General features: G+C 66.1%; 14 protein-coding genes. 9 read left to right on the forward strand and 5 right to left on the reverse strand.

Annotated elements, in window-relative coordinates:
* Positions 1–63 precede the first annotated feature (63 nt).
* The 5 genes from dapD (at position 64) to cls (ending at position 5,068) form a co-directional block, all read left to right on the forward strand.
* Positions 64–891, forward strand: coding sequence for a 2,3,4,5-tetrahydropyridine-2,6-dicarboxylate N-succinyltransferase (dapD, locus tag AB4Y44_RS32525; protein WP_069265609.1), 828 nt, complete (start codon positions 64–66; stop codon positions 889–891).
* Positions 891–1,256: an ArsC family reductase gene (locus tag AB4Y44_RS32530; protein ID WP_368701841.1), complete on the forward strand. Its 366-nt coding sequence runs from the start codon at positions 891–893 to the stop codon at positions 1,254–1,256. Before dapD ends, AB4Y44_RS32530 begins: the two co-directional genes overlap by 1 nt.
* 123 nt (positions 1,257–1,379) lie before the next feature.
* The gene (gene dapE / locus AB4Y44_RS32535; protein WP_368701842.1) at positions 1,380–2,519 is read left to right on the forward strand and encodes a succinyl-diaminopimelate desuccinylase; all 1,140 of its coding nucleotides are present in this window, start codon (positions 1,380–1,382) and stop codon (positions 2,517–2,519) included.
* A gap of 33 nt (positions 2,520–2,552) precedes the next feature.
* Positions 2,553–3,449, forward strand: a complete 897-nt coding sequence (prmB, locus tag AB4Y44_RS32540) for a 50S ribosomal protein L3 N(5)-glutamine methyltransferase (protein ID WP_368701843.1) — start codon at positions 2,553–2,555, stop codon at positions 3,447–3,449.
* A gap of 176 nt (positions 3,450–3,625) precedes the next feature.
* Positions 3,626–5,068 carry a cardiolipin synthase gene (gene cls / locus AB4Y44_RS32545; protein WP_368701844.1) on the forward strand — a complete coding sequence of 481 codons (1,443 nt, stop codon included), beginning with the start codon at positions 3,626–3,628 and terminating at the stop codon, positions 5,066–5,068.
* A gap of 24 nt (positions 5,069–5,092) precedes the next feature.
* Here cls and AB4Y44_RS32550 read toward each other — a convergent pair whose 3' ends face one another.
* A complete protein-coding gene (locus tag AB4Y44_RS32550; protein WP_324141169.1) occupies positions 5,093–5,575 on the reverse strand; it encodes a glutathione peroxidase in 483 nt (160 codons plus the stop codon).
* A gap of 175 nt (positions 5,576–5,750) precedes the next feature.
* Between AB4Y44_RS32550 and AB4Y44_RS32555 the strand changes: the two genes are divergently transcribed.
* Positions 5,751–7,700 (forward strand): ATP-binding cassette domain-containing protein, encoded by a 1,950-nt coding sequence (locus AB4Y44_RS32555; RefSeq protein WP_368701845.1) that lies wholly within the window; start codon positions 5,751–5,753, stop codon positions 7,698–7,700.
* A gap of 66 nt (positions 7,701–7,766) precedes the next feature.
* On the forward strand, positions 7,767–9,014 hold the full coding sequence (locus AB4Y44_RS32560; protein WP_342921382.1) for a CaiB/BaiF CoA-transferase family protein: 1,248 nt from the start codon (positions 7,767–7,769) through the stop codon (positions 9,012–9,014).
* Between the two features lie 68 nt (positions 9,015–9,082).
* Here AB4Y44_RS32560 and AB4Y44_RS32565 read toward each other — a convergent pair whose 3' ends face one another.
* From AB4Y44_RS32565 to alr, 3 genes are all read right to left on the reverse strand, one after another.
* On the reverse strand, positions 9,083–9,346 hold the full coding sequence (locus AB4Y44_RS32565; protein WP_028204079.1) for a DUF2866 domain-containing protein: 264 nt from the start codon (positions 9,344–9,346) through the stop codon (positions 9,083–9,085).
* Between the two features lie 140 nt (positions 9,347–9,486).
* Positions 9,487–10,863 carry a DNA repair protein RadA gene (gene radA / locus AB4Y44_RS32570; protein ID WP_368701856.1) on the reverse strand — a complete coding sequence of 459 codons (1,377 nt, stop codon included), beginning with the start codon at positions 10,861–10,863 and terminating at the stop codon, positions 9,487–9,489.
* Between the two features lie 16 nt (positions 10,864–10,879).
* Positions 10,880–11,950, reverse strand: a complete 1,071-nt coding sequence (gene alr / locus AB4Y44_RS32575) for an alanine racemase (protein WP_368701846.1) — start codon at positions 11,948–11,950, stop codon at positions 10,880–10,882.
* Positions 11,951–12,170: 220 nt separating this feature from the next.
* Between alr and lplT the strand changes: the two genes are divergently transcribed.
* A complete protein-coding gene (gene lplT, locus AB4Y44_RS32580; RefSeq protein WP_368701847.1) occupies positions 12,171–13,481 on the forward strand; it encodes a lysophospholipid transporter LplT in 1,311 nt (436 codons plus the stop codon).
* Positions 13,482–13,600: 119 nt separating this feature from the next.
* Positions 13,601–14,407: a bifunctional hydroxymethylpyrimidine kinase/phosphomethylpyrimidine kinase gene (gene thiD / locus AB4Y44_RS32585; protein WP_368701848.1), complete on the forward strand. Its 807-nt coding sequence runs from the start codon at positions 13,601–13,603 to the stop codon at positions 14,405–14,407.
* Positions 14,408–14,413: 6 nt separating this feature from the next.
* Here the strand turns inward: thiD and AB4Y44_RS32590 are convergent, their stop codons facing one another.
* Entirely contained in the window at positions 14,414–15,373 is a 960-nt protein-coding gene (locus AB4Y44_RS32590; RefSeq protein ID WP_368701849.1) for a DUF1853 family protein, read from the reverse strand.
* Between the last annotated feature and the right edge of the window lie 54 nt (positions 15,374–15,427).

The raw sequence follows: 15,427 nt of genomic DNA on the forward strand, positions 1-15,427 counted from the left end.
GGGGTCCCGCACCTCGCGGCGCGCAACACAGCTTTCAACCATCAATCTCACGAAATCACCACCATGTCGCAACAACTTCAGCAGATCATCGACACCGCCTGGGAAAACCGCGCCGACTTCTCGCCCAGGTCGGCGCCGAACGACGTGCGCGAAGCCGTCGCCCACGTCATCGCCGAGCTGGACAAAGGCGCGCTGCGCTGCGCCGAGAAGAAGGACGGCGACTGGGTCGTCAACCAATGGGTGAAGAAGGCCGTGCTGCTGTCGTTCCGCCTGGAAGACAACGCACCGATGCCCGCCGGCGGCTACAGCCAGTTCTACGACAAGGTACCCTCGAAGTTCGCCAATTACACGGCCGAAGACTTCGCCGCGGGCGGATTCCGCGTCGTGCCGCCGGCCATCGCGCGCCGCGGCTCGTTCATCGCGAAGAACGTCGTGCTGATGCCGTCGTACACCAACATCGGCGCGTATGTCGATGAAGGCACGATGGTCGATACGTGGGCCACGGTCGGTTCGTGCGCGCAGATCGGCAAGAACGTGCACCTCTCGGGCGGCGTCGGCATCGGCGGCGTGCTGGAGCCGCTGCAGGCCAACCCGGTCATCATCGAAGACAACTGCTTCATCGGCGCGCGCTCGGAAGTCGTGGAAGGCGTGATCGTCGAAGAGAACTCGGTCATCTCGATGGGCGTGTACCTCGGCCAGTCGACCAAGATTTACGACCGCGAAACCGGCGAAGTCTCGTACGGCCGCATCCCGGCGGGCTCGGTCGTGGTCGCGGGCAACCTGCCCTCGAAGGACGGCTCGCACAGCCTGTACTGCGCCGTGATCGTCAAGAAGGTCGACGCGAAAACGCGCGCCAAGGTCGGCCTGAACGAGCTGCTGCGAGGCGACTGATGGCGAAGTCGGCCAAAACCGTCGTCTACGGCATTCCGAACTGCGACACCGTGAAGAAGGCCCGTGTGTGGCTCGAAGAGCACGGCGTCGAGTTCGAGTTTCACGACTTCAAGAAAGCGGGCGTCTCGAATGCGCTGGTCCAGGACTGGGTCAAGGACGTGTCGCTCGATCAGCTCATCAACAAGCGCGGCACGACCTGGCGCGGCCTGTCGGATGTGCACAAAGCCGAAGCCGACACGACCGCCGGCGCGATCGCGCTGATGATCCACAAGCCGTCGATCATCAAGCGGCCCGTCGTCGTGGTGAACGGCCGCGTGAAGACGCTCGGCTTTTCCGCCGACCAGTATGCGGAGCTGTTCGCTTGAGCGCCGCATGAGACCGGTGCGCCTGAACTGCCCCATGGCAGGTCGGGCACACGGTCATGACAAGTTGTTGCCGGCCCCTGCTCCATCAGCGGCGCCGGCATTTTTATTGAAAGTGGTCTTTTTATGTCCGCCACCCTCGCCCTTACCGAAGCCCTGATCGCGCGCGCGTCCGTCACGCCCGACGACCAGCACTGCCAGCGCATCATGACCGAACGCCTTGGCGCGCTCGGCTTCGCGTGCGAAACGATCGAATCCAACGGCGTGACCAACCTGTGGGCCGTCAAGCGCGGCACCGCGGGCGCGCAAGGCCCGCTGCTCGCCTTCGCGGGCCACACCGACGTCGTGCCCACCGGCCCCATCGAGCAATGGAGTTCGCCGCCGTTCCAGCCCTCTCATCGCGACGGCATTCTCTATGGCCGCGGCGCCGCCGACATGAAGACCTCGCTCGCGGCCTTCGTGGTGGCGAGCGAAGAGTTCGTGGCGGCGCATCCGCAGCATCGCGGCGCCATCGCATTCCTCATCACGAGCGACGAAGAAGGCCCGGCCACCGACGGCACCGTGAGGGTCGTCGAGGCGCTGCAGGCGCGCGGCGAGAAGATGGATTACTGCATCGTGGGCGAGCCGACGTCGACGCATACGCTCGGCGACTGCGTGAAGAATGGTCGCCGCGGCTCGATGTCGGGCAAGCTCGTCGTGAAAGGTGTGCAGGGGCATATCGCCTATCCGCATCTCGCGAAGAACCCGGTGCATCTGCTGGCGCCCGCGCTCGCCGAACTCGTCGCCGAAAAGTGGGACGACGGCAACGAGTACTTCCCGCCCACCACGTGGCAGGTCTCGAACATGCACAGCGGCACCGGCGCGAGCAACGTGATTCCGGGCCACGCCGATGTGATGTTCAACTTCCGCTTCTCGACCGCGAGCACGGTGGAAGGCCTGCAAAAGCGCGTTCACGCAATCCTCGACAAGCACGGCCTCGAGTACGACCTGCACTGGAGCGTGAGCGGACTGCCCTTCCTCACGCCGCGCGGCGCGCTCTCGAATGCGCTCGAAAAAGCGATCCACGACGAAACCGGCGTCACGACCGAGCTTTCGACCACGGGCGGCACTTCCGATGGCCGCTTCATCGCGCGCATGTGCGAGCAGGTGGTGGAGTTCGGGCCGCCGAACGCCAGCATCCACAAGATCGATGAGCATATCGAAGTGAAATTCATCGATCCGCTCAAGAACGTCTATCGCCGCGTGCTCGAACAGCTGATCGCCTGACCGGCCCTCCGAACACGCTCTGGAGTCCAGAACATGACCCATCCGCTCGCCGCCACTTTCGCCACCGTTCGCGACCTGCTGCGCTACGGTGTCTCGCGCTTTTCGGCCGCGCAACTCGCGTTCGGCCACGGCTCGAACAACGCCTACGACGAAGCCGCGTACCTGATCCTGCACACGCTGCATTTGCCGCTCGACCTGCTCGACCCGTTTCTCGACGCGCGCCTCACGAGCGAGGAAATCGACAAGGTGCTCGGCGTGATCGAGCGTCGCGCGACCGACCGCGTCCCCGCGGCCTACATCACGCAGGAAGCGTGGATGCACGGCCTGCGCTTCTACGTGGATGAGCGCGTCATCGTGCCGCGCTCGTTCATTGGCGAGCTGCTCGCAGATGGCCTGCAGCCCTACGTGGAAGATCCCGAGCAGGTCACCGCGGTGCTGGAGCTGTGCACCGGCTCGGCGAGCCTTGCGATTCTCGCGGCGCACGCATTTCCGAACGCCGACATCGACGCCGTCGATCTGTCCGCGCCCGCACTCGAAGTCGCGCGGCGTAACGTGCACGAACACGATCTCGACGAGCGCATCGCCCTCTTCGAAGGCGACCTGTACGCGCCGCTGCCCGAGCGCCGCTACGACGTGATCATCACGAACCCGCCGTACGTGAACGCCGACTCGATGCAGGCGCTGCCGCCCGAATACCGCCACGAGCCGGAAATGGCGCTCGCGGGCGGCGCAGACGGCATGGACATCGTGCGCCGCATCGTCAAGGACGCACGCAACTGGCTCACCGACGACGGTGTGCTGGTGATCGAGATCGGCAACGAGCGCGAGAACGTGGAAGCGGCGTTCGGCGGCCTCGATCTCGTCTGGCTCTCGACGAGCGCCGGCGACGACCAGGTCTTCCTGATTCAGGCCTGCGACCTGCCGGTCTGATCGTCCTGTGCGTCTTGTCCGAGCGAGCCGCGGCGCCCGAGCGCCGTGTCTCGCCGCGTGCAAGACCGGGACGATCGCCGTCATCGCAGCGGGTTCGGTAAGATTGAACCCTCCGGCCGTGCGCTTCCCGGCGCGGGCCGGCACTGCGTCCGGCTGAAGGAGCGTCCCACGCATCTATGCGATTCGACTGGTCACACCTCGGCACGCTGCTCGCGATCATCCATCTGCTCGGACTGATCGCAGCGTGCCACGCCATCCTCAACACGCGCACCTCGCAAGGCGCGATTGCCTGGGCCGTCTCGCTCGCGACGATGCCCTACCTCACGCTCGTCCCGTATCTCTTTCTCGGCCGCAGCAAGTTCGCGGGCTATGCGGACGCGCGGCGCCTGCGCAACGAAACCCTGCGCTCACGCGCCCACGCGCCCGACTGGGACAAGCTCGTCTCCGCGGGCGAATGGCCCGCCGACGATCTGGGCGTACGCGTGATCCGCACGTTCGCGCGCCTGGGCGGGATGCCGCTCGTGCCAGGCAACGCCGTGCGCACGCTCGTGAACGGCGAAGCGACCTTCTCCGCCATCTTCGATGCGATCGAGCAAGCCCGGCACTACGTGATCGTGCAGTTCTTCATCGTGCGCGCCGACGCGCTCGGCGACATGCTCAAGGACGTGCTGCTCGACTGCAGCAAACGCGGCGTGCGCGTGTACTTCCTGTACGACAGCATCGGCTCGTTCGACCTGCCCGCCAGCTACGTGCACGAGTTGCAGGACGGCGGCGTGGAAGTGCACCCGTTTTCGACGAAGCGCCACTTCGTGAATCGCTTCCAGCTCAACTTCCGCAACCACCGCAAGATCGTCGTGGTAGACGGCCAGCACGCGTTCGTGGGCGGCCACAACGTGGGCATCGAATACCTGGGCGCGAACGCGCGCCTTTCTCCGTGGCGCGACACGCATATCGAGCTGCGCGGACCGGCGGTCGCCAACGTGCAGTTCGCCTTCACCGAGGACTGGTACTGGGCCACCCAGCAGCTTCCTGGCTGCGAGCCGCCGACGGTCGTGCCGCAGGACGGCGACGACATGTATTGCCTCGTCCTGCCCACCGGGCCGGCGGACCGCCAGGAGACCTGCTCGCTATTCTTCGTCGAGGCGATCAACGCCGCGAAAAAACGCCTGTGGATCACGACGCCCTACCTCGTGCCCGACGAGGCCGTGTTTTCGGCCCTGCGCCTCGCAGCGCTGCGAGGCGTGGACGTGCGCATCATGATCCCGAGCCGGCGCGACCATTACGTGGTCTTCGAGGCGTCGATGCTGTACGCCTTCGATGCGGTGCGCGCGGGCATCCGCATCTTTCGCTACAAGCCGGGCTTCTTGCACCAGAAGGTCGTGCTGATCGACGACGTGGCTGCCGCCATCGGCAGCGCGAATCTGGACAACCGCTCGTTTCGCCTGAACTTCGAGATCATGGTGCTGACCGTTCATCGCGGCTTCGCGGCCGAAGTCGAAGCGATGCTGCTGCGCGATTTCGACGAGACGTTCGAGATCGATCGCAGCGAGTACCGCGACGCGCCCGCGTGGCGCAAGATCACGATGCATCTCGCGCGCCTCTTCGCGCCGATTCTCTAGCGCGCCTGTGCCGCCCGGCTGCGCTCAGAGCTGCTTTTCGATGTCCGCCGCAATGGCCTCGGGTTTCGTCATCGGCGCATAGCGCTTCACCACGTCGCCGTTGCGATCGACCAGAAACTTCGTGAAATTCCACTTGATGGCGCCGAGCCCGAGCAGCCCCGGCGCCTCGCCCGTGAGCCAGCGATACAGCGGATGCGCGTTCGCCCCTTTCACGTCGATTTTTTCGAACATCGGGAACGTGACCCCGAAGTTCTTCTCGCAGAAGCTGCCGATCTGCGCGGCGTCGCCGGGTTCCTGCTTGCCGAACTGGTTGCACGGAAAGCCGAGCACCGCGAGCCCGCGCGCGGCGTACTGGTCGTAGAGCGTTTGCAGACCCGCGTATTGCGGCGTGAAACCGCATTCGCTCGCGGTATTGACGATCAGGAGCACCTTGCCCGTATAGCGCTCGAGGCTCACCGGCTCGCCGCCGCCGAGCGGTTGCGCCGAAAACGAATAGATCGATGTCATCTGGCTCTCCCGTGGAAAAGCGCCAGTCTACGTGAGAAAACGCGCAATTAGCACTCGACCAGACGGCCAGCCGTCCGGCCAATGTCGGCTGCAGCGCGCCCAGGCTGCGCGCCCCGGTCTGCGCGTCCCGGTCTAAAATAGCGCCTTCTTTCGTTTTCTTCCCGCCGGCGCCGTCGTGATCCGCTTCAACCAATTCAGTCTTGCCCGCGGCACCAAGCCGCTTTTCGAACAGACCTCGTTCACGCTGAACCCGGGCGAAAAGGTCGGTCTCATCGGCGCGAACGGCGCGGGCAAATCGACCCTGTTCGCCGTGCTGCGCGGCGAGCTGCACGCGGACGCCGGCGACTTCTCGTTGCCGCCGTCCTGGCGTATCGCCCACGTCGCGCAGGAAACTCCGGCGGTCGACCGCACCGCGCTCGACTACGCGCTGGACGGCGACGCCGCGCTGCGCGACATCGAGGCCCGCATCGCCGCGGCCTCGGCGGCGCACGACGGCGCGGCCGAGGCCGAAGCACACGGCGCCTTCGCGGACGCCGATGGCTACACCGCCCCCGCGCGAGCCGAAGCGCTGCTGCTCGGCCTCGGCTTCACGCTCGAACAAACGCGCCAGAGCGTCTCGAGCTTCTCGGGCGGCTGGCGCATGCGCCTGAATCTCGCGCAGGCGCTCATGTGCCGCTCCGACCTGCTGCTGCTCGACGAGCCCACGAACCATCTGGATCTGGACGCGATCGTCTGGCTCGAAGACTGGCTGCACCGCTATCCCGGCACGCTCGTCGTGATCTCGCACGACCGCGAATTCCTCGACTCGATCTGCAACGTCACACTGCATCTGGAGAACCAGCAGATCAAGCGCTACGGCGGCAACTACTCGCAGTTCGAGATCCTGCGCGCGCAACAACTGGCGCTCCAGCAAAGCGCGTATGAAAAGCAGCAGCGCACCGTCGCCCACCTGCAAAGCTTCATCGACCGCTTCAAGGCCAAGGCCACCAAGGCGCGCCAGGCGCAAAGCCGCGTGAAGGCGCTGGAAAAGATGGAGCTGATCGCGCCGGCGCACGCCAGCTCGCCGTTCACGTTCGAATTCCGCACGCCCGACTCCGCGCCCAACCCGATGCTCGTGATGGAAGACGTGCGCTGCGGCTATCGGGCCGAGGACGGCAGCGAAACGCCCATCGTCGAGCGCGTCACGCTATCGATCCAGAACGGCCAGCGTATCGGCCTGCTCGGTGCGAACGGCCAGGGCAAGTCCACGCTCATCAAGACGCTCGCAGGCACGCTCGCGGCGCTCGCCGGCGAGCTGGGCACGGGCAAGGGCCTGCAGATCGGCTATTTCGCGCAGCACCAGCTCGAAACGCTGCGCCCGGACGACTCGCCGCTCCAGCATCTCGCCCGGCTCGCGCCCGACACGCGCGAGCAGGAGCTGCGCGACTTCCTCGGCGGCTTCAACTTCCCCGGCGAGATGGCCACGGCGCCCATCGCGCCGTTCTCGGGCGGTGAAAAGGCGCGCCTCGCGCTCGCGCTCATCATCTGGCAAAAGCCCAACCTGCTGCTGCTCGACGAGCCGACCAACCACCTCGACCTCGAAACGCGCCATGCGCTGACCATGGCGCTCGCGCAGTTCGAAGGCACGCTGATCCTCGTGTCGCACGACCGGCATTTGCTGCGCGCCACGACCGATCAATTCATGCTGGTGGCGAAGCACCGTCTGCAGCCGTTCGACGGCGACCTCGACGACTACCGCGACTGGCTGCTGCAGCACGCGGCCGAGCAACGCGCAGCGCTCAAGGAGGCCGCTTCCGGCACGGCGGATGCGGCAAATGGTGCAGCTGCCGCCGATGGCGTCAACCGCAAGGAACAGCGCCGCCAGGAAGCCGAGCAGCGCCAGAAGGTTGCGCACCTGAAGAAGCCGTTACAGGCGAAAATCAGCAAGATCGAAACGGAAATGGATGCGCTCAACAGCGAAAAGAGCACGCTCGATGCCTTCGTCGCCGACCCGGCGAGCTACGAGCCTCAGCAGAAGAGCCGCCTGACCGAAGCGATTCGCCGCCAGGCCGAAGTCGCCGCGCGCCTCGAAACGCTCGAAGCCGAATGGCTCGATGCGCACGAGGAACTCGAACAGATCGGCTAGCGCAGCGCTGAGTCACCATCGCGCCATCAGGCGCTTTCGCCAGGTATTTTCGCCAGGGAGCCACGAGTGTCGTCACCCGCCGCATTGCAGGGCCTTCGCGTACTGGATCTGACCCGCCTTCTGCCCGGGCCCGTGGCCACTTTGCGGCTCGCGGAAATGGGCGCCGATGTCCTGAAAATCGAGCCGCCCGGTGCCGGCGACGCGGCGCGCGTGATGATGCAGAGTGCAGTGGACGAAGTGGCCGCGCGCCCCGGTGCGTTCTATCGCCTCGTCAATCGCGGCAAGCGCGAAACGCGCGTCGATCTGAAGACCGAGAGCGGCCGCTCGGTGTTGCTCGCGCTCGCGCGCGACGCCGACGTCCTCGTCGAAAGTTTCCGGCCCGGTGTGATGGACCGCCTCGGCGTAGGCTACGAGGCCTTGCGCAAGGTCAATCCGAAACTCGTCTACTGCGCGATCACGGGCTACGGCACGACCGGCCCGTTCGCCGGCCATCCGGGCCACGACATCAACTATGTCGCCTATTCGGGCGTGCTCGACCAGTTGGCCACGCGAGACGGCGTGCCGGTGCTGCCCAACTTCCAGATCGCCGACCTGCTTGGCGGCGCGCTCAGCGCGGTCACGCAGATTCTCGCGGCGCTCTGGCATGTGGCGCGCGGCGGCGAGGGTCGTTTCGTCGATGTTTCGATGGCGCATGCAAGCTACGCGCACAACGTGGTCGCCCAGGTCGCGCTGGCCAACGACGACGCCGCGGCGCTGCAGCCGGGCGGCGGTCTGCTCAACGGCGGCGTGCCCTGCTACAACCTCTATCGCACGCAGGACGGGCGGTGGCTCGCCGTGGGCGCGCTCGAACTGAAGTTCTGGCAGACGCTGTGCCGGGCCATCGGCCGCGACGACTGGTCCGAGCGTCACTGGAGTCTCGGTCAGGCGATCGGCGGCGCCGATGCCGCCGCGCTCACACGCGAGCTGGCAGCCATCATCGAGTCGGAGTCGCTGCAGACCTGGATCGACCGTCTGGAGGCGATCGACACCTGTGTTTCGCCCGTCCTCACGCCAGGCGAGGCTTCGCGCCATCCCCTCTTCAATGCCGAAGTGCTGCAGGCCATGATGGACGAATTGGCCGCGAGACAAACGCAGCAGGCCGCGCCCGGTATGCAGGCGGCGCCTTTTCAGCCGGGCGGTCAGCCGCCGGACACGCATGCCGTCCAACCTGCCCGGCCGGTCCAACCCGGCCAACCTGCGCAGCCCGGCCAGGGCGCCGACACATCGGGCGCGCCTGGCGGCAAAAAGCCCTTCACTTACGGGCCTTGGGGCTAGCCCTCGCCGTCTCCCGCATCATCCGTGGGCACAATGAAAAATGGGCGCTTCGCAGCGCCCACTTTTATTTAGCGTCGCGGCAGCGTTTGCCGCGGCGTCCGTTCGTCGTCGTACATCACGTATTTGCGGCCTTCCACGTGGTGCGCAATGGTGCTGCGCACTTCGGCCGCCGTCACGTCTTCCGCCACGACGCGGCGCGAAATGCGCCCGTCGCCGTCGATCCACTCGACGATGCGGCACGTGCTGCCCCAGGGTTGCATGAGCGGCTCGGACACCCGGCAGCCGCGCACGACGATCGAACGACCGTCGAAGGACGTATCAGTCTGTTTCAAGTCGCTATCCTTTTCCGCTCGACACGGGTTGAACACCGCGCCAAGGATAGGGAAATCGCAGTCTGAAATGGTTACAGCCGGAACCAGGGTTGTTACTAATCATTACGCGCCAGTACAGGCCGTCGGCGCGCGCGGCGTGCTCAATCCAGCTCGCGTATCCGGTCGATCGCTTCTTCGAGGCGCTCCACGGCAATCACCTGTAAGCCTTCGATCGGCTGCTTCGGCGCATTGGCGCGGGGAATCAGGGCGCATGAAAAACCGAGCTTCGCCGCTTCCTTCAGACGATCCTGGCCGCGCGGCGAGGGTCGGATCTCGCCCGCGAGGCCGACTTCGCCAAAAACGATCAGACCCTTGGGCAACGCCTTGTTACGCATCGAAGAGTGAATGGCGAGCAGCACGGCCAGATCGGCGGCCGGCTCCGTGATCTTCACGCCGCCCACGGCATTGAGGAACACGTCCTGATCGAAGCACGCGATGCCGGCATGGCGATGCAGCACCGCCAGCAGCATGGCAAGCCGGTTTTGTTCGAGACCGACGGCGAGGCGCCGCGGATTCGGCACGTGCGCCGTGTCGACGAGCGCCTGCACCTCGACGAGCAGCGGCCGCGAGCCTTCCTGGGTCACGAGCACGCAGGAGCCCGGCACGCTCTGCTCGTGCTGCGAGAGGAAGAGCGCCGACGGATTCGCCACGCCGCGCAGGCCTTTCTCGGTCATCGCGAACACACCCAGCTCGTTGACTGCGCCGAAGCGGTTCTTGAACGCGCGCACCAGCCGGAACGACGAATGCGTGTCGCCCTCGAAATACAGCACGGTGTCGACGATGTGCTCGAGCACCCGCGGCCCCGCGAGGTTGCCCTCCTTCGTCACGTGGCCGACCATGATGATCGCCGTGCCCGACTGCTTCGCGATGCGCGTGAGCTGCGCCGCGCACTCGCGCACCTGCGCGACCGAGCCGGGTGCGGAAGTCAGCGCTTCGGAGTAGATCGTCTGGATCGAGTCGATGACCGCGACGTCGGGCTTCTCGGCCTCGATCGTCGCCTGGATCTTTTCGAACTGGATCTCGGCGAGCAGCTGCAACTCGCTCGCCATGGAGCCGGGGTCGAGCAGCGCCAGTCGTTGCGCGCGCAACGCGATCTGCGCCGCCGATTCTTCACCGCTTACATAGAGCGCGCGACGCTCAGCGGCGATCTGCGCGAGCGACTGCAGCAGCAGCGTCGATTTGCCGATCCCGGGGTCGCCGCCGATCAGCACCACGCCGCCCGCCACGAGGCCGCCGCCCAGCACCCGATCGAACTCGCCTACGCCGGTCGTGAAGCGCGGCACGTCGGACGCCTCGATATCGGCGAGACGCCGCACCGGGGCGCTCTTCGCGAGCGACTGGAAGCGGTGGCTGCTCGCCGTTTCGGCAACGCCTTCCACGAGCGTGTTCCACGCGCCGCACGCGGGGCACTGGCCCTGCCACTTGGGCGCCTGCCCGCCGCATTCGGTACACGTATACAGTGTCTTGACCTTCGCCATGCTCTTTGCCATGGCGTTATTCGGCCCGCACGGGAACACGCGGCGCAACGGCGCACATCAGCTCGTAGCCGATCGTGCCGCAGGCTTTCGCGACGTCGTCGATCGGCAGATTGTTGCCCCACAGTTCGACGCGCGCGCCCACGCCCGCGGTGTGCACTGGCGTGAGGTCGACGGTGAGCATGTCCATCGAGACGCGGCCCACCACATGCGTGAGCACGCCGTCGACGATCACGGGCGTGCCTTCGGGCGCGACGCGCGGATAGCCGTCGGCATAACCGCACGCCACCACGCCGATGCGCATGGGCTTGCGCGCCGTGAAGATCGAGCCGTAGCCAACGGTCTGCCCTTCGGCCACATGCTGCGTGGCGATCAGTTCCGACGCGAGCGTCATGGCCGGCTGCAGACCGGTGCCTTCGAGCGCCGAGGCGAAGCCCGATGGCGACGCGCCATAAAGAATGATGCCGGGGCGCACCCAGTCGAAGTGCGTCGAAGGATGCCAGAGCGTGGCGGCCGAATTGGCGAGGCTGCGCGCGCCGGCAATGCCTTGCGCGCCGCGCTCGAACGTCTCCATCTGCTCGCCGACGCCGCGCGGCGTGTCGGCGTCGGAGAAGTGCGTCATCAGCGTGATCTGGCCAATGCCCGCGCAGGCGCGCGCACGCTCCCATGCGGCACGGTACTTCTCCGGCGTATAGCCGAGCCGGTTCATGCCGCTGTTCATCTTGAGCTGGATGTTGACCGGCTTCGACAGACGCGCCATTTCGAGCATGCGCATCTGCTCGTCGCTGTGCACGACGGTCGTGAGGCTATAGCGGTCGATCACGTCGATGTCGGTCGGCCGGAAAAAACCTTCGAGCAGCAGGATCGGCCCGGCCCAGCCGAGTTCGCGCAGCTTCACGGCCTCCTCGAGGTCGAGCAGGCCGAAACCGTCGGTTGCGCGCAGGCCGGGGAACGCGCGCGCAAGCCCGTGTCCGTAGGCGTTGGCCTTCACCACGGCCCAGATTTTCGACTTTGGCGCGTACTTGCGGACGACGGCGAGGTTATTGGCGAGAGCGGCGGTGTGAATCGTTGCTGAGAGGGGGCGCGGCATGGGAGATTTTTTCGCAAAGACGCTTTCGAATCAGGAGCTTACAGGGTGTTTTCAGCACCCCGCAGGCCCGCCTGACGGGCGCTCAAGGATTGTGCTAGTCCGAATGCACCTATTTTCGTGATATAAAGCCCTGCGCACAACCCATTTCGAACGTAATAAGCCCGGATGCCTCCCACCCGTCCGGGGCGGACGGACCGCAGCGAGGAAAGCATCGCATCAGATGAAAAAAGGCTTTTACACCATCATGGCCGCGCAGTTTTTTTCGTCGTTGGCCGACAATGCGCTCCTCATCGCTGCAATTGCACTGCTGAAAGACCTCAACGCCCCGAACTGGATGACGCCGCTGCTCAAGCTGTTTTTCGTCCTCTCCTACGTCGTTCTTGCCGCCTTCGTCGGCGCCTTTGCAGATTCCCGCCCCAAGGGCCGCGTGATGTTCATCACGAACACGATCAAGGTCGTGGGCTGCGCCATGATGCTGGCAGGCACCCATCCCTTGTTGGCCTATGGCGTAGTGGGTTTCGGCGCTGCGGCATATTCGCCCGCCAAGTACGGCATCCTGACCGAACTGCTGCCGCCTGAGCGCCTCGTCGCCGCCAACGGCTGGATCGAGGGCACGACAGTCGGCTCGATCATCCTCGGCACCGTGCTCGGCGGCGCGTTGATCAGCCCCCACATCGCCTCGCATGTCCTGCGCCATACGCCCGGCGCGATCAGCACGCCCGCCGAAGCCGCGATGGTCGTCATCATGGTGATTTACGTAATCGCCGCCCTCTTCAATCTGCGCATTCCCGACACCGGCGCACGCTACCCGCGCCAGCAGCACGGTGTCATCCGCCTCATCACCGACTTCGCCGACTGCTTCAACACGCTCTGGAACGACAAGCTCGGGCAGATCTCGCTCGCGGTCACGACGCTCTTCTGGGGCGCGGGCGCGACTTTGCAATTCATCGTGCTCAAGTGGGCCGAAGTCTCGCTCGGCATGTCGCTCTCCGAAGGCGCTGTGCTGCAGGCCGTGGTGGCCGTCGGCGTGGCGGCCGGCGCCGTGATCGCGGCCGCGCGCGTGCCGCTCAAGAAGTCGCTCTCGGTGCTGCCGGTCGGTATCATCATGGGTCTTGCGGTCATGCTGATGGCGTTCTACACACGCCATCTCTTTCCGCCGCATTGGGGCCTGCATATCGGCCACATGCGCATTCCCGGCTACCTGATCTTTGCGTACCTCTTCCTCATGTTCGTGGGCGGCCTTTCGGGCTTCTTCGTCGTGCCGATGAACGCGCTGCTCCAGCACCGCGGCCACGTGCTGCTCTCCGCGGGCCACTCCATCGCCGTGCAGAACTTCAACGAGAACCTCTCGGTGCTCGTGATGCTGTGCCTCTACGCCGTGCTCGTCTGGCTCGACGTGCCGGTGACCATCGTGATCGTACTGTTCGGCACGTTCGTCTGTCTGATGATGTGGCTCGTGATGCGTCGCCATCAGGCGAATCAACGCTCGTTCGACTCGGTCGCGCTGATCGGCGAAAATCACAGGCATTGACGGGCGTGCCTGTGCGCACACCATCCGGCCGCCACGTCTGCTGAATCGATCCTTCCTCCCTGCGCACGCGCGGCACGTCTTGTCGACCCGGCCGCGCGCGACGCGCACCTGACGCTGCCATGACTTCACCGATTTCCAACGTTCTCACGATCGCCGGCTCCGACTCGGGCGGCGGTGCGGGCATTCAGGCCGACCTCAAGGCGTTCTCCGCGCTCGGCGCGTACGGCGCGAGCGTCATTACGGCGCTCACCGCGCAGAACACGCGCGGCGTCACCGCGATCCACGCGCCCGACGCGAGTTTCGTCACGGCGCAGCTCGACGCCGTGTTCGACGACATCCGCATCGACGCCGTGAAGATCGGCATGCTCGCCAACGCGCAGATCGTGCGCGCCGTCGCCGACGCGCTGCGCCGCCATCAGCCGCCGCGCGTCGTGCTCGACACCGTGATGATCTCGAAGAGCAATCACGCCCTGCTCGCGCCCGAAGCCGTCGCTGCGCTGCGCGACGAGCTGCTGCCCCTGGCAGGCGTCGTCACGCCGAATCTGCCGGAAGCCGCGGCGCTGCTCGGCGTGCCGCCCGCCGCAGACGAAGCCGCGATGGTCGAGCAAGGCGAAGCGCTGCGCGCGCTCGGTGCGCAGGCGGTGCTCATGAAAGGCGGGCATCTGGGCAGCGCGGACAGCCCCGACTGGCTCATCGAAGCCAGTGGCACGCTGCGCCTGGGCGGCCCGCGCGTGCCAGTCACGAATACGCACGGCACGGGCTGCACGCTCTCGTCTGCGATTGCCGCACTGTGGCCGCAGCGCGGGACGCTCGCAACGGCCATTGGCGAAGCCAAGCAGTATCTGACGGCCGCGCTCGAGGCCAGTGAGCGGCTCGACGTCGGTCATGGCGTCGGACCCGTGCATCACTTCTGGCGCTGGTGGTGAGCGTGCTTATTGACGTGCAAATGCCGTGGCGCGCGCAGGCCAGTCGTCGGGAACGATGAAGCCGCGTGACTGTTCGCGGTAGCCGCCTGCGCTGTCGGCCGTGAATGCCGCAACTAGCACGGGGTCGTCTGGCCGGGCTAACGCGTCGAGTAAGGCGTTGGGGTCGACGCAGGGCGCATCCGCCAGCCTGCGCGGCGCGAGCCACGCGAGCCTCGGCAGCACGCTCCAGCCATCGGCAGCCTGTTGCCCGGCGAAAGCCAGCCAGTCCGAGCGCGTCACCCACCAACCGCGCCCATGATCGGCGGCAAGCTCGGGGGCGTCTTCCACCCGTGACGGCGCCGCCTCTCCCGCCCGGTAGAAAAGCCAGCCTTTCACGAACATCTGCGCGAGCCACTGGCCTTCGTAGCCCAGCGAGGCGAATTCTTCGTGTGCGCTCAACCGCAGTTGACGGTCGCGTAGATGCGTGAGTTTCAGATCAAAGCGATCGCGTAGATTCGGCCCGACGAATTCGGCGAGCGATGCGCGTGCGTCATCGCCCGGTCCTGCGTGCAGGTAGCACTTCACCGCCAGTTCCCAATGCAGACGTTCGCCGGCGCGCGTGCGCACGAGAAAATCGCACTCGCCGAGCGTGAGCCCCGCACGCCGCAGCGGCACGTTCTGCGCGACGAGCTGCGCCGCCGGTCCATGCGCGAGAAACCATCCCAGCAAACTTTCGGCGTAGCGGCCGAGGCGGTGCGTCGGCGCGGCCATGAGCGCTTCGTGCAGCCGCGCCGGATCGCGATCGAGTTGCGCGAGCCAGTCGCGTGTGGCGCGCGCTTCATCGGCATCGGCGCACCATTGCGCCAATGGCGCGAGCGGTGGTTGCGCACGCAACAGATCGGCGCTGAAGAGCAGCCACGCGAGATCGCGCACGGCCGGATCGGCGAGGCGATCGAGTATGTCGTGGTTCGCGCCGGTAGCGGGCACGCGCTGAGACCCAACATCATCTTGCGGCCCGCCGTCGCCCCCGGCACATTGGGC

The sequence above is a fragment of the Paraburkholderia sp. BR10937 genome (assembly GCF_040965695.1).
Lineage (GTDB): Bacteria > Pseudomonadota > Gammaproteobacteria > Burkholderiales > Burkholderiaceae > Paraburkholderia.

Coding starts and splice junctions, on each gene's coding strand:
- dapD (WP_069265609.1), top strand. CDS start 64: ATGTCGCAACAACTTCAGCAGATCATCGACACCGCCTGGGAAAACCGC.
- AB4Y44_RS32530 (WP_368701841.1), top strand. CDS start 891: ATGGCGAAGTCGGCCAAAACCGTCGTCTACGGCATTCCGAACTGCGAC.
- dapE (WP_368701842.1), top strand. CDS start 1,380: ATGTCCGCCACCCTCGCCCTTACCGAAGCCCTGATCGCGCGCGCGTCC.
- prmB (WP_368701843.1), top strand. CDS start 2,553: ATGACCCATCCGCTCGCCGCCACTTTCGCCACCGTTCGCGACCTGCTG.
- cls (WP_368701844.1), top strand. CDS start 3,626: ATGCGATTCGACTGGTCACACCTCGGCACGCTGCTCGCGATCATCCAT.
- AB4Y44_RS32550 (WP_324141169.1), bottom strand. CDS start 5,575: ATGACATCGATCTATTCGTTTTCGGCGCAACCGCTCGGCGGCGGCGAG.
- radA (WP_368701856.1), bottom strand. CDS start 10,863: ATGGCGAAGGTCAAGACACTGTATACGTGTACCGAATGCGGCGGGCAG.
- alr (WP_368701846.1), bottom strand. CDS start 11,950: ATGCCGCGCCCCCTCTCAGCAACGATTCACACCGCCGCTCTCGCCAAT.
- lplT (WP_368701847.1), top strand. CDS start 12,171: ATGAAAAAAGGCTTTTACACCATCATGGCCGCGCAGTTTTTTTCGTCG.
- thiD (WP_368701848.1), top strand. CDS start 13,601: ATGACTTCACCGATTTCCAACGTTCTCACGATCGCCGGCTCCGACTCG.